We start from the raw sequence: 12,845 nt of genomic DNA, 5'->3' as shown, positions 1-12,845 counted from the left end.
CGCATGAACGCGATCATTGATTTTCTCAACAACATCTTCTGGGGATACGTGCTGATCTACGGCCTTCTGGCCGTCGGCATCTATTTTACCATCAAGCTGGGCTTCATCCAGTTCCGCCATTTCGCCGAGATGTGGCGCTGCGTCATCGGGTCGGGTGAAACCGACCGCGACGGGATCTCGCCGTTTCAGGCGCTGACCGTCAGCCTTGCCAGCCGGGTGGGCACCGGCAACATCGCCGGCGTCGCGGTCGCGCTGACCCTGGGTGGGCCGGGGGCGATCTTCTGGATGTGGATGGTCGCGCTGGTCGGCATGGCCACGGCCTATGCCGAATCGACGCTGGCCCAGCTTTACAAGATCCACGGCCCCGGCGGCATGTATCGTGGCGGCCCGGCCTATTACATCGCCCACGGGCTGAAACAGCCATGGCTGGCGGCGCTGTTCTCGGTGGCGCTGATCGCGTCCTTCGGGCTGATCTTCAACGCAGTCCAGGCCAACTCGATCGCCGAGGCCGTCGAACGCTCGTTCGGGATCAACAAGGCGATCGTCGGCGTCGTGCTGGCGGTTCTGGCGGGGATCATCATCTTCGGCGGCATCCCGCAGATCGCGCGCGTGGCCGAAAAGGTCGTCCCGGCGATGGCGGGGCTGTATCTGCTGGCGGCGATCATCGTGCTGATCATGAATATCGGCGAGGTGCCGGGCATCCTGATCGGCATCGTCAAATCCGCATTCGGCCTGCAAGAGGCAGTGGGCGGCGTCGCCGGCGGCGTCATGGCGGCGATGCTGAACGGCATCAAGCGCGGCCTGTTCGCGAACGAGGCCGGGATGGGGTCGGCCCCCAACATCGCGGCGGTGGCCACGCCCGACCCGCATCACCCCAGCTCGCAGGGCTTCGTGCAGGCGCTTGGCGTCTTCATCGATACGCTGCTGATCTGCACGGCGACGGCGGTGATGATCCTGCTGGCCGATGTCATTCCATCCGCGGAACTGACCGGGGTGAACCTGACCCAGGCCGCGCTGACCGACCATTTCGGCGGGTTCGGCGGCATCTTCGTGGCCATCGCGATCTTCTTCTTCGCCTTCACCTCGATCATCGGCAATTATTCCTATGCCGAGAACGCGGTGGTGTTTCTGGGCGGCGGCACGACCGGCATTCTGGTGCTGCGGGTCGCGGCGCTGGCGATGGTGATCTGGGGCGCGATGCAGGCCGTGTCGACGGTGTTCAACTTCGCCGATGCCAGCATGGGGCTGATGGCCACGATCAACCTGATCGCCATCGTGCTGCTGTCGGGAACCATCGCCTATGTGACGCGCGACTATATCCGGCAGCGCAAGGCCGGGCAGGAACCGCGTTTCCACATCTCGGAACATCCCGACATCGCGCCGGGCGTGAACCGCGACATCTGGAACTGACGACAAACGGGGAAGGGGGCAATCGCCCCCTTTTTCACGGCCTTTCCGAACGCGCGCCACAATGCTAAGTCAGGCGCCGACACGGCACCCGAAGGCATGACGATGGACGATCTGACCCCCCTGCGCCAGCAATGGCTTGACCGCATCAAGGACGCCGCCGACCCGGCCGCCATCGAAGAGGTGCGCCTTGCCGCGCTTGGCAAGAAGGGCGAGATCAGCCTGAAGATGCGCGAACTGGGCAAGATGAGCCCCGAGGAACGCCAGACCACCGGCAAGGCGCTGAATGCCCTGCGCGACGAAATCGACACAGCCCTGCGCGCCCGCAAGGCGTCGCTGGACGATGCCGCGCTGGAAGCCCGGCTGGCGGGCGAATGGCTGGACGTGACACTGCCCGGCCGGCCGCGCCCGCAGGGGACCATCCACCCGGTCAGCCAGGTCATGGACGAGGTGAACGCGATCTTCGCCGATATGGGCTTTGCCGTCGCCGAAGGACCGCAGGTCGAAACCGACTGGTATAATTTCGACGCGCTGAACATTGCCCCCGAACATCCTGCGCGGCAGGAACACGACACCTTCTTCATGCACCGCGCGCCGGGCGACGACCGCCCGCCGCATGTGCTGCGCACCCATACCAGCCCCGTGCAGATCCGCGCCATGCAGGATCAGGGCGCGCCGATCCGCGTCATCGCGCCGGGCCGCGTCTACCGGATGGACATGGACCAGACCCACACGCCGATGTTCCACCAGATCGAGGGGCTGGCCATCGACCGCGACATTTCCATGGCGCAGCTGAAATGGACGCTGGAAGAATTCTTCTCGGCCTATTTCGGCACCCGCGTGAAGACCCGGTTCCGCGCCAGCCATTTCCCCTTCACCGAACCCTCGGCCGAGGTCGATATCCAGTGTTCCTGGCAAGGCGGCACGCTGAAGGTGGGCGAGGGCGACGGCTGGCTCGAGGTGCTGGGCTCGGGCATGGTCCACCCGCATGTGTTGCGCTCGGGCGGGATCGACCCGGATGAATGGCAGGGCTTTGCCTTCGGCATGGGCATCGACCGGATCGCGATGCTGAAATACGGCATCCCCGACCTGCGCGCCTTCTTCGAATCCGACCTGCGCTGGCTCAGGCATTTCGGCTTCATGCCGGGCGACGTGCCAAGCGTCGCGGGCGGCCTGAACCGTTGAGCTTCTGGCGCGGCGCATTCTCTCACCACCGCCGCGAGGCGACCCCCGCCTCGCGCCGTCTCTATGCCCGGTTCGAGATTGCCCACACCGTCGTCGATTTCATGGCGGCGCTGTGCTTCATCATCGGATCGATCATGTTCTTTTCCGACGCCTGGATGACCCCCGCCACATGGTTCTTTACCATCGGTTCGGTGTTCTTCGCGATGAAGCCGACCCTGAAACTGTGGCGAGAGATCCGGCTGTACCGGATGGGCAAGACCGAGACGCTGGCGGATCGGTTGGGTTGACTAGGGAGTTGCACATATGTTGGCGCAATACGCTCCACTAGTTGGTGGCCTTGCAACGATTGTCGCGGCACTAATCACGGTAATCGGTGGTTCGATAGCTTACAGAAGGCAGAAAGAGGCCGATGAACGAAACGCGTTGCGTCACGAGCGACGGCGCCTGTACCAGCAGTTTTTGCTGAGCATCGTTGATCCTGTAGGCAGCGATGGAGAAGCACATTTGAGAAGTCGGATCGAGGCAGGGGTCATCGCGTCTGATGCAGTCCTGCGCGCTTTAGGACCGTACAATCAATACTGCGCCTCTACCAATAGCGGAACTGGAAATCCCCGTGATCCGAGGCAGTATAATTTGTTGTTAGCCGATGTCTTAAGGGCGATGCGCGAGGATGTTTTTGAGAGCACGGCGATTGACCGGCACGAGTATAGCAATCTTCTTCCGATTAGCTGAGAGAGTTAGCGTCGGGATCCGAGAAAGCCACTTGGTTCAAATTGGTTCTGCCTGAGCCTGCGTGCAACATCCCTTACCCGACGGTTCGCAAGCTGTGTACGCGCTGTGCACGGCCGGTGCCGCCTCGGTGCACGCGCTGTGCAGCCGAACTTGAAGCATTTGCTGGCCGAAACGGCTTTGCCCCCGCGCAGCGTCCTCGCGCAACGCACGGTGGCGTTGCGCAGGCGTTGCGCGGGGGCGGCGGGGCAGGGATTAACGGATCACCGGTTGGGCCACATCGGCGCGTGCCGATTCACGTCCTTGTAGAGCAGATACCGGAACGGCCCCGGCCCGCCCGCATAGCAGGCCTGCGGGCAGAACGCGCGCAGCCACATGAAATCGCCCGGACCGACCTCGACCCAGTCGCGGTTCAGCCGATAGACCGCCTTGCCCTCGATGACGAACAGCCCGTGTTCCATCACATGCGTTTCGGCAAACGGGATCGACCCGCCCGGCTTGAACGTGACCACGGTGATATGCATGTCGTGGCGCAGATCGGCGGGATCCATGAACCGCGTCGTGGCCCATGCCCCGTCGGTGTCGACCATCGGCGACGGCGCGATGTCCTGTTCCTGCGCGACGATCGGATCGGGCTTGTCCACGCCCGCGCAAGGCTGCCAGCGCTTGCGCCACCAGTGAAAGCCGGTCTCGCCCGGAGTGGTGTTGCGGACCGACCATTCGGTGCCCGCCGGCACATAGGCGAAGCCGCCCGGACGCAGCAGATGCTGCTTGCCGGCGATGGTAACGCGCAGTTCGCCGCCGGTCACGAAGATCGCGTGCTGGATCTGCGGGTCGTCGTCGGGCGCGTCGCTGCCGCCGCCCTCGGCCAGTTCCACGATGTATTGGCTGAACGTCTCGGCAAAGCCCGACAGCGGCCGGGCCAGCATCCACATCCGCATGCCGGTCCAGCCGGGCAGATAGCTGGTCACGATGTCGCGCATGACGGTGCGCGGGATGACGGCATAGGCCTCGGTGAAGACGGCGGTATCGGTCGTCAGCCCGGTCTGCGGCGGCAGTCCGGCAACCGGACCCGCGTAAGAGCCTGCCTGCTGCGGGGCCGTGGTGACGGATGCAGGATCGCCGGTCGGGGCGCCATGCGGCGGAGTATGGGTCATGGTTAACCTCGATTCTGGCAACGATCCCTGCGGGATGGACCGTTCATTTCAGGATGTCGTTCAGCCGCAGTTCCGCGATGCGCGTGACCTGCTGTTCGGCCTTGCCGCGTTCCGTCGTGGTGTCGTTGTCGATCCGCGCCTGCATGGCATCCTGGATGCCGCGCTTGTCATAGTCGCGCACCGCGATGATGAACGGGAAGCCGTGCTTGGCCGTGTAGGCGTCGTTCAGGCGGGTGAATTCGGCGCGTTCCTCATCGGTCAACGCATCCAGCCCGGCGCTGGCCTGTTCGGACGTGCTTTCAGCCGTCAGCTGCTTTGCCGCGGCCAGCTTGCCCGCCAGATCGGGGTGAGCGACCAGCACGCCCAGACGGTCCTGATCGTCGGCGCTGCGGAAGATCTGCGCCATCCGCCGGGCAAGCCCCTTGGCGCTGTCGTGAACGGCGCCCATTTCGGCATCCCAGACCCGTTCGGCAACCCAGGGCGAATGCTCATAGACGCCGCCGAACTTGGCCACGAAATCATCGCGATCCATCTTCGAGGGTTGCAGCCGTTCGCGGTGCGGATGCGTTTCGGCCCAGTGCCGCGCGATGTCGAGGCGCGAGGCGAACCAGACCCCCTCATGCGCGCGGCAGTGGTCCAGGAACCGCTGGATCGCCATCGCCCGGCCCGGTCGCCCCGCCAGGCGGCAATGCAGCCCGATGGACATCATCTTGGGTGCGCCCGCCTGACCTTCCGCATAAAGAATGTCGAAGCTGTCGCACAGATAGTCGAAGAACTCGACACCGGTCCCGAAGCCCTGGCCGCTGGAAAACCGCATGTCGTTGGCGTCCATCGTATAGGGCACCATCAACTGCGGCCGGCCCTGATGAACATGCCAATAGGGCAGGTCGTCGGCGATGGTGTCGGCCAGATAGGCAAAGCCGCCTTCCTCGCAGCCCAGTTCGACCGTGTTCATCGAGGTGCGGCCCTGATAGAATCCATAGGGTCGTTCGCCGGTGATCTGTGTGTGCAGCGCGACCGCCTGCGCGATATGATCGGCCTCGACCTCGCGCGGGACGTCCTTGTAGTCGATCCATTTCAGGCCATGAGTCGCGATTTCCCAGCCTGCATCCTGCATCGCGGCGACCTGCTCGGGCGCGCGCTCCAATGCGGTCGCGACGCCGTAGACCGTGATCGGAATATCCTTCAGCATCCGGTGCAGCCGCCAGAACCCCGACCGTGCGCCGTAATCGTAGATCGATTCCATGTTCCAGTGGCGCTGACCGGGCCAGGGCTGGGCGCCGATGATTTCGGACAGGAAAGCCTCGGACGCCTTGTCGCCGTGCTCGATGCTGTTCTCACCGCCTTCCTCGTAGTTCATGACGATCTGCACGGCGATCTTCGCACCGCCGGGCCATTTCGGGTCCGGGGTGGTTTCGCCATATCCTCGCATGTCGCGGCTGTAGCGCATCTGCCTCTCCTCCGGCTTTGTTCGATGACAGCAAACCGCGCAAGGGCTTGCCGGGCAAGCGGGCAGAAGCAAAATTCTGTATCAACGAATCGACGAAGATCCGGCGTTGTTTCAATTTGCCATTGAAAGACTTGCGGGTTGGCGCTGATTGTGAGCGGGCTCTCGTCGCCCATAAGGTTTGGCAATGGCGGCAAGGGAGAGCCGCGCGGAGGATTATCAATGGAACGCTACTTCAAGCTTGCCGAGCATGGCAGCAATGTCCGGACGGAAGTGATCGCCGGGATCACGACTTTCCTGACCATGGCCTATATCATTTTCGTAAACCCCGACATCCTGTCCTCGACCGGGATGGATCGGGATGCCGTCTTCATTGCCACTTGCCTGGCCGCCGCCATCGGCTCGGCCATCATGGGGCTCTGGGCGAACTGGCCGATCGGCATGGCGCCGGGGATGGGCCTGAACGCGTTTTTCGCGTTCACCGTGGTCGGTGCGATGGGCTTTACCTGGCAACAGGCGCTGGGTGCCGTCTTCATCAGCGGCCTGATCTTCCTGTTCCTGTCCGCCACCGGCATCCGTCGCTGGCTGATCGCCGGCATTCCGATGTCGATGCGCAGCGGGGTTGCCGCCGGGATCGGGATGTTCCTGGGCATCATCGCGATGCAAAGCTCGGGGCTGGTGGTGGACAACCCTGCGACGCTGGTCGGGCTGGGTGATCTGACCAATACGGGCACGCTGCTGACCATCGCCGGTTTCTTCATCATCGTGGCGCTGGACGCGCTGAAGGTGAAGGGATCCATCCTGATCGGTATTCTCGTCATCACCATCGCCTCGATTTTGCTTGGCGTCAGCGAGTTCAGGGGCGTGATGTCGATGCCGCCCTCGATCGCGCCGACCTTCCTGCAGATGGATCTGCTGGGGGCGCTGCATTACGGCATCTTCCACGTCATCCTGGTGATGGTGCTGGTCGAGGTGTTCGACGCCACCGGCACGCTGATCGGCGTGGCCAAGCGGGCCGGGCTGCTGACCGAGGGGCCGGTCCATCAGAACAAGGGGCTGTCGCGCGCCCTGATGGCGGATTCCACCGCGATCACCGCCGGTTCGCTTCTGGGCACCTCCTCGACCACCGCCTATGTCGAAAGCGCCTCGGGCGTTCAGGCGGGCGGTCGGACCGGTCTGACCGCGCTGGTCGTCGCAGGCCTGTTCCTGCTGGCGACATTCTTCGCGCCGCTTGCCGGTGCGGTGCCCGCATATGCGACGGCGCCTGCACTGCTGTATGTGGCCACGCTGATGGTGCGCGAACTGGCAGAGATCAAATGGGACGATGTGACCGAGACGGCACCCGCCGTGCTGACCGCGCTGGCCATGCCGTTCACCTACTCGATCGCCACGGGACTTGCGTTCGGTTTCATCAGCTATGCGCTGATCAAGCTGCTGACCGGCCGCGCCCGCGAGGTTCACGCGGCGACGTGGATCGTGGCTGCCCTGTTCGTCGTCAAGTTCGCCTTCTTCGGCGGCCACTGACACCCAGGACTGCGATCCAGGCAATAGTTCGGGCCGCCGGTTGTTCCGGCGGCCCTTATCGTTTTCGGAAGGGCGTGGCAGGATCCTTGCGATCCGGCCTGACGACCAGCCTCAGCCCTGTCCGCCCAACGCCTGTGACAGCTCGCCCGCCGCAGCGGCCACCGCCGCCCCCAGCGTCTTGACATGTTCATGCCCGATCCGGTGGCTGGGGCCGCTGACGCTGATCCCGGCGACGGCCTCGCCGGTCAGGTCAAAGACCGGGGCCGCGATGCAGCGCATGCCGCGGGTCTTTTCCTCGTCGTCGAAGGAAAAGCCGCGATGCCTGATCCGCGACAGGTCTTCCTGCAACGCCTCGGCCGTTGTCAGGGTCCGGTCGGTGAACCGTTTCAGCGGCACATGGTCCAGCAACATTCGCAGCGTATCGGCACGACCGAACGCCAGCAACGCCTTGCCGATCCCCGAGGCATGCAGAGGCGAGCGGGTGCCGGGCGGAAAGAACGCTCGGATCGTCTCGTGCGTTTCGGCCTGACTGACGAACAGCACGGCATCGCCATTCAGGATGCCCAGATTGGCCGTCTCGCCGGTGTGTTCCATCAAGGCGCGCAGCACCGGGCGGGCGCGTTCCACGATGCCAGACCGGCGCATGAAGGCGGATCCCAGCCGGAAGGTCGCCGGGCCGATATGCCAGGTCTGCGTGGCCAGATCAGTTTCGGCCACGCCGCGCGCGGCCAAGGTGTGCAGGACGCGATGCACGGTCGATGGCGACTGCTGCATCTTTTCGGCGATCTCGGACAGCGTCAGGCCGGGATGCGCGGCCAGCAGGTCGAGGATATCCAGCGCGCGATCCAATGCCTGGATGGTGCCCGCTGCCTCGGGCGCACTGCGCGGGCGGCCGCGTTTGCGTTGAGGTTCAGCCATTTTATCCCCCCGGTTAAGAATGCATCCTGATTCCAGCGAAAATGCCGGATCGCAAGTGGAAAAACGCAAGCCCATGTTTAGGCGTGATTTTCCAGCATCTTTCCGCTTATCGAAAAACGTTTCCAGAAAAATTGTGACATTGCGCCGCAGCGCGTAAATTCGTCAATAACCCGCAGGAGGAGTCGCCATGACCAGCCAGAATCCCGTTTTCATTCCCGGCCCGACCAACATTCCCGAAGTGCTGCGCAAGGCCGTGGACATGCCCACGATCGACCATCGCAGCCCGGTGTTCGGCAAGATCCTTCATCCAGCGCTGGAAGGCGTCAAGAAGGTCCTGAAAACCACCGACGGCCAGGTCTTCGTGTTCCCCTCGACCGGCACCGGCGGCTGGGAAACCGCGCTGACCAACACGTTGTCGCCCGGCGACAAGGTTCTGGCCGCGCGCAACGGCATGTTCAGCCATCGCTGGATCGACATGTGCCAGCGCCACGGGTTGGACGTGCAGGTCGTCATGGCAGAATGGGGCGACGGCGTTCCCGCCGACCGCTTCGAGGAAATCCTGACCGCCGACAAGAACCACGAGATCAAGGTCGTTCTGGCCACGCATAACGAGACCGCGACCGGCGTTCGCAGCGACATCGCCGCGGTCCGCCGCGCGCTGGACGCAGCCGGTCATCCGGCGCTGCTGTTCGTGGACGGCGTCAGCTCGATCGCCTGCTATGATTTCCGCATGGATGAATGGGGTGTCGATATCGCCGTGACCGGCAGTCAGAAGGGCTTCATGCTGCCGCCGGGACTGGCCATCGTCGGCTTTTCGCCCAAGGCGATGGCCGCGGTCGAGACGGCCAAGCTGCCGCGCACCTTCTTCGACATTCGCGACATGGCCAAGGGCTATGCCGCCAACGGCTTTCCCTATACGCCGCCGGTCGGCCTGCTGAACGGGCTGAACGTCGCCTGCGACATGCTGCTGGACGAGGGGCTGGAAAACGTCTTTGCCCGTCATCACCGCATCGCCGAGGGTGTGCGCAAGGCGGTCGGCGCCTGGGGGCTGTCGCTGTGCGCCGTCCGGCCCGACCTCTATTCCGACAGCGTCAGCGCGATCCGCGTCCCCGAGGGCTTTGACGCCAACAAGATCGTCAGCCACGCGCTGAACAGCTATGGCGTGGCATTCGGCACCGGGTTGGGCGATGTCGCCGGCAAGGTGTTCCGCATCGGCCATCTGGGCAGCCTGACCGATGTCATGGCGCTGTCGGGGATCGCCACGGCGGAAATGGTCATGGCCGATCTGGGCCTGCCGATCACCCTGGGCAGCGGCGTTGCCGCCGCGCAGGAACATTACCGCCAAAGCGTTGCGGGCGCAGAACGGGCCGCCGCGTGATGAAGGACGCCGAGATGTATATTCCCACCTACCAGGACATGCTGGCCGCGCATGAACGGATCAAGCCGCATATCCGGCGGACCCCGGTGCGCGTGTCGGACTACCTCAACGATCTGACCGGTGCGCAGCTGTTCTTCAAATGCGAAAACTTCCAGGAGCCTGGGGCCTTCAAGGTCCGCGGCGCCAGCAATGCGGTGTTCGGGCTGGATGAGGCGCAGGCCGCCAAGGGTGTGGCGACGCATTCCTCGGGCAACCACGCGTCCTGCCTGTCCTATGCGGCGATGCGGCGGGGCATTCCCTGCAACGTCGTGATGCCGCGCACTGCCCCACAGGCCAAGAAGGACACGGTTCGCCGCTATGGCGGCAAGATCACCGAATGCGATCCCTCGACCAGTTCGCGCGAGGCGACATTTGCGCAGGTCCAGGCCGAGACCGGCGGCGATTTCGTGCATCCCTATAACGACCCGCGCGTGATTGCGGGGCAGGGCACCTGCGCCAAGGAATTCATGGAACAGACCGACGGTCTGGACATGGTCGTAGCCCCGATCGGCGGTGGCGGGATGATCTCGGGCACCTGCCTGACGCTGGCGACGCTGGCCCCCGAAACGCAGGTGATCGCGGCTGAACCCGAACAGGCGGACGACGCCTATCGCAGCTTCAAGGCCGGGCACATCATCGCCGATGACGCGCCCAAGACCATCGCCGACGGTCTGCTGGTGCCGCTGAAGGACCTGACCTGGCATTTCGTCAGCAACCACGTGTCCGAGATCTACACCGCCTCGGATGCCGAGATCATCGAGGCGATGAAACTGACCTGGAAACATCTGCGCGTGGTGATGGAACCCAGCAGCGCAGTGCCGCTGGCCACGATCCTGAAGAACCGCGACGCATTCGCCGGCAAACGTGTCGGCATCATCATCACCGGCGGCAATGTCGATCTCGACAAGCTGCCCTGGATCTGAGGAGGGCTATCCATGAACGCACCCACCAATTTCGAAGGTCTCGAGGTCGGCTTCGACGTGCCCGCGCTGCCGGGCATGGATGAAAAGGACATCCAGACGCCCTGCCTGATCCTGGACCTGGACGCGCTGGAGCGGAACGTCAGGAAGATGGGCGATTATGCCAAGGCCCACGGCATGCGTCACCGCAGCCACGGCAAGATGCACAAATCTGTCGATGTCCAGAAGCTGCAGGAATCCCTGGGCGGCGCCATTGGCGTCTGCTGCCAGAAGGTCAGCGAGGCCGAGGTTTTCGTGCGCGGCGGCATCAAGGATGTGCTGGTCAGCAACCAGGTCCGCGACCCGGCGAAGATCGACCGTCTGGCCCGCCTGCCCAAGCTGGGCAGCCGCATCATCGTCTGCGTGGACGATGTGGCCAATGTCGCCGATCTGTCGGCGGCGGCGGAAAAGCACGGCACCCAGATCGAGGTGTTCGTGGAAATCGACTGCGGCGCAGGTCGATGCGGGGTCAAGACAGCCGATGCGGTCGTCGAGATCGCGCGTGCCGTCGATGCGGCGCCGGGGCTGAAATTCACCGGCATCCAAGCCTATCAGGGCGCGATGCAGCACATGGACAGCTTTGACGACCGCAAGGCCAAGCTGGACGCTGCCATCGCGCAAGTCAAGGAAGCCGTGGACGCGCTGAAGGCTGCCGGGCTGGAGCCGGAACTGGTCTCGGGCGGTGGCACCGGCAGCTATTACTTTGAAAGCAATTCGGGCGTTTACAACGAATTGCAGTGCGGCAGCTATGCCTTCATGGATGCCGACTATGGCCGCATCCTGGACAAGGACGGCAACCGCATCGACCAGGGCGAATGGGAAAACGCGCTGTTCATCCTGACCTCGGTGATGAGCCATGCGAAGGCCGACAAGGCCATCGTCGACGCCGGTCTGAAGGCCCAGTCGGTCGATAGCGGGCTGCCCTTCATCTATGGCCGTGACGACGTGAAATACATCAAGTGCAGCGACGAACACGGCGTCGTGGACGATCCGCAGGGCGTGTTGCAGGTCAATGACAAGCTGCGGCTGGTGCCGGGCCATTGTGACCCGACCTGCAATGTGCACGACTGGTATGTCGGCGTGCGCAACGGCAAGGTCGAGACCCTGTGGCCGGTCAGCGCGCGCGGGAAGGCTTACTGATGTGGGTCGTCCCTGAGAAGGAAATCGCCGGGCTGATGACGCCCGAAGCGGCATTCGACGCGGTCGAGCGGGTCTTCGCCGCCATGGCCTCGGATGACGCCTACAACTTCCCGGTGGTCCGCGAGGCCATCGGGTATGAAGACGCGCTGTATGGCTTCAAGGGCGGTTTCGACCGCGCGGGCAAGACGCTGGGGCTGAAGGCGGGCGGCTATTGGCCGAACAACCAGAAACACGGGCTGATCAACCATCAGTCCACCGTGTTCCTGTTCGATCCCGACACCGGTCGTGTCGCGGCAGCGGTGGGGGGCAACCTGCTGACAGCCTTGCGCACGGCGGCGGCCAGTGCCGTGTCGATCAAGCATCTGGCACCCAAGGGCGCCAAGGTGCTGGGCATGATCGGCGCGGGACACCAGTCCGCGTTCCAGATGCGGGCAGCCGCCCGCACCGGCACCTTCGAGAAGGTCATCGGCTGGAATCCGCATCCCGAGATGCTGTCCCGCCTTGCCGATACGGCGGCTGATCTGGGCCTGCCTTTCGAGGCGGTCGAACTGCCTCGCCTGGGGGCCGAGGCCGACGTGATCATCTCGATCACCTCGGCGTTCGAACCGCTGCTGATGGACGCGCATGTAGAGGGTTCGACCCATATCGCGGCCATGGGCACCGACACCAAGGGCAAGCAGGAACTTGACCCGGCGCTGGTCGGGCGGGCGCGGCTGTTCACTGACGAGGTTGCCCAATCGGTCAGCATCGGTGAATTCCAGCACGCCGCGGCGCAGAAAACGATTTCCGACAGCGACGTCACCGCGATAGGCCGGGTTATCACCGGCGATCACGAGGGGCGTGGCGATGCGGAAGTCACCATCTTTGACGGCACCGGCGTCGGTCTGCAGGATCTTGCGGTCGCGGGCGCTGTTGTCGAACTGGCGAAACAACAGGGAAAGGCCATCGAAGTCGAGATCTGA

Annotated in this window: 12 protein-coding genes; 9 read left to right on the top strand and 3 right to left on the bottom strand. The window is 64.0% G+C overall.

Annotation, left to right across the window (positions count from 1 at the left end):
* Positions 1–3: 3 nt before the first annotated feature.
* The 4 genes from J7359_RS04785 (at position 4) to J7359_RS04770 (ending at position 3,324) form a co-directional block, all read left to right on the top strand.
* Complete coding sequence (locus J7359_RS04785) at positions 4–1,410, top strand: alanine/glycine:cation symporter family protein (protein WP_209055409.1); 1,407 nt, start codon at positions 4–6, stop codon at positions 1,408–1,410.
* Positions 1,411–1,512: 102 nt separating this feature from the next.
* Entirely contained in the window at positions 1,513–2,592 is a 1,080-nt protein-coding gene (gene pheS, locus J7359_RS04780; RefSeq protein WP_209055639.1) for a phenylalanine--tRNA ligase subunit alpha, read from the top strand.
* Positions 2,589–2,879, top strand: a complete 291-nt coding sequence (locus J7359_RS19865; RefSeq protein ID WP_247740198.1) for a YrhK family protein — start codon at positions 2,589–2,591, stop codon at positions 2,877–2,879. The genes pheS and J7359_RS19865 overlap by 4 nt, the downstream gene beginning before the upstream one ends.
* A 16-nt stretch (positions 2,880–2,895) precedes the next feature.
* A complete protein-coding gene (locus J7359_RS04770; protein ID WP_209055408.1) occupies positions 2,896–3,324 on the top strand; it encodes a hypothetical protein in 429 nt (142 codons plus the stop codon).
* A gap of 260 nt (positions 3,325–3,584) precedes the next feature.
* On the opposite strand, the gene J7359_RS04765 is transcribed toward J7359_RS04770, so the two are convergent.
* Together J7359_RS04765 and puuE are read right to left on the bottom strand one after the other, a co-directional pair.
* Complete coding sequence (locus J7359_RS04765; RefSeq protein WP_209055407.1) at positions 3,585–4,478, bottom strand: bifunctional allantoicase/(S)-ureidoglycine aminohydrolase; 894 nt, start codon at positions 4,476–4,478, stop codon at positions 3,585–3,587.
* 43 nt (positions 4,479–4,521) lie between these two features.
* Positions 4,522–5,928: an allantoinase PuuE gene (puuE, locus tag J7359_RS04760; protein WP_209055406.1), complete on the bottom strand. Its 1,407-nt coding sequence runs from the start codon at positions 5,926–5,928 to the stop codon at positions 4,522–4,524.
* A 219-nt stretch (positions 5,929–6,147) separates the two neighbouring features.
* Between puuE and J7359_RS04755 the strand changes: the two genes are divergently transcribed.
* Positions 6,148–7,449, top strand: a complete 1,302-nt coding sequence (locus J7359_RS04755) for an NCS2 family permease (RefSeq protein WP_209055405.1) — start codon at positions 6,148–6,150, stop codon at positions 7,447–7,449.
* Positions 7,450–7,560: 111 nt separating this feature from the next.
* Here J7359_RS04755 and bhcR read toward each other — a convergent pair whose 3' ends face one another.
* Positions 7,561–8,367, bottom strand: a complete 807-nt coding sequence (gene bhcR / locus J7359_RS04750) for an HTH-type transcriptional regulator BhcR (RefSeq protein ID WP_209055404.1) — start codon at positions 8,365–8,367, stop codon at positions 7,561–7,563.
* 187 nt (positions 8,368–8,554) lie between these two features.
* On the opposite strand from bhcR, the gene bhcA reads away from it, so the two are divergent.
* The 4 genes from bhcA to bhcD are packed head-to-tail and all read left to right on the top strand — an operon-like array spanning position 8,555 to position 12,845.
* Positions 8,555–9,745 (top strand): L-aspartate--glyoxylate aminotransferase BhcA, encoded by a 1,191-nt coding sequence (gene bhcA / locus J7359_RS04745; RefSeq protein ID WP_209055403.1) that lies wholly within the window; start codon positions 8,555–8,557, stop codon positions 9,743–9,745.
* On the top strand, positions 9,745–10,707 hold the full coding sequence (bhcB, locus tag J7359_RS04740) for a beta-hydroxyaspartate dehydratase BhcB (RefSeq protein WP_209055637.1): 963 nt from the start codon (positions 9,745–9,747) through the stop codon (positions 10,705–10,707). The genes bhcA and bhcB overlap by 1 nt, the downstream gene beginning before the upstream one ends.
* Before the next feature lie 12 nt (positions 10,708–10,719).
* Entirely contained in the window at positions 10,720–11,883 is a 1,164-nt protein-coding gene (gene bhcC / locus J7359_RS04735) for a 3-hydroxy-D-aspartate aldolase BhcC (protein ID WP_209055402.1), read from the top strand.
* Positions 11,883–12,845, top strand: coding sequence for an iminosuccinate reductase BhcD (gene bhcD / locus J7359_RS04730; protein WP_209055401.1), 963 nt, complete (start codon positions 11,883–11,885; stop codon positions 12,843–12,845). Before bhcC ends, bhcD begins: the two co-directional genes overlap by 1 nt.

Origin of the sequence: Paracoccus sp. R12_2, assembly GCF_017744015.1 — a bacterium.
Taxonomy (GTDB): Bacteria; Pseudomonadota; Alphaproteobacteria; order Rhodobacterales; family Rhodobacteraceae; genus Paracoccus.
Note: the sequence above shows the minus strand (reverse complement) of the source record. Positions and strands in the feature narration are given on the sequence as shown.

Excerpts from the sequence above, each read along its gene's own strand:
- J7359_RS04785 (WP_209055409.1), top strand. The coding sequence starts at position 4 with ATGAACGCGATCATTGATTTTCTCAACAACATCTTCTGGGGATACGTG.
- pheS (WP_209055639.1), top strand. The coding sequence starts at position 1,513 with ATGGACGATCTGACCCCCCTGCGCCAGCAATGGCTTGACCGCATCAAG.
- J7359_RS04770 (WP_209055408.1), top strand. The coding sequence starts at position 2,896 with ATGTTGGCGCAATACGCTCCACTAGTTGGTGGCCTTGCAACGATTGTC.
- J7359_RS04765 (WP_209055407.1), bottom strand. The coding sequence starts at position 4,478 with ATGACCCATACTCCGCCGCATGGCGCCCCGACCGGCGATCCTGCATCC.
- puuE (WP_209055406.1), bottom strand. The coding sequence starts at position 5,928 with ATGCGCTACAGCCGCGACATGCGAGGATATGGCGAAACCACCCCGGAC.
- J7359_RS04755 (WP_209055405.1), top strand. The coding sequence starts at position 6,148 with ATGGAACGCTACTTCAAGCTTGCCGAGCATGGCAGCAATGTCCGGACG.
- bhcR (WP_209055404.1), bottom strand. The coding sequence starts at position 8,367 with ATGGCTGAACCTCAACGCAAACGCGGCCGCCCGCGCAGTGCGCCCGAG.
- bhcA (WP_209055403.1), top strand. The coding sequence starts at position 8,555 with ATGACCAGCCAGAATCCCGTTTTCATTCCCGGCCCGACCAACATTCCC.
- bhcB (WP_209055637.1), top strand. The coding sequence starts at position 9,745 with ATGAAGGACGCCGAGATGTATATTCCCACCTACCAGGACATGCTGGCC.
- bhcC (WP_209055402.1), top strand. The coding sequence starts at position 10,720 with ATGAACGCACCCACCAATTTCGAAGGTCTCGAGGTCGGCTTCGACGTG.
- bhcD (WP_209055401.1), top strand. The coding sequence starts at position 11,883 with ATGTGGGTCGTCCCTGAGAAGGAAATCGCCGGGCTGATGACGCCCGAA.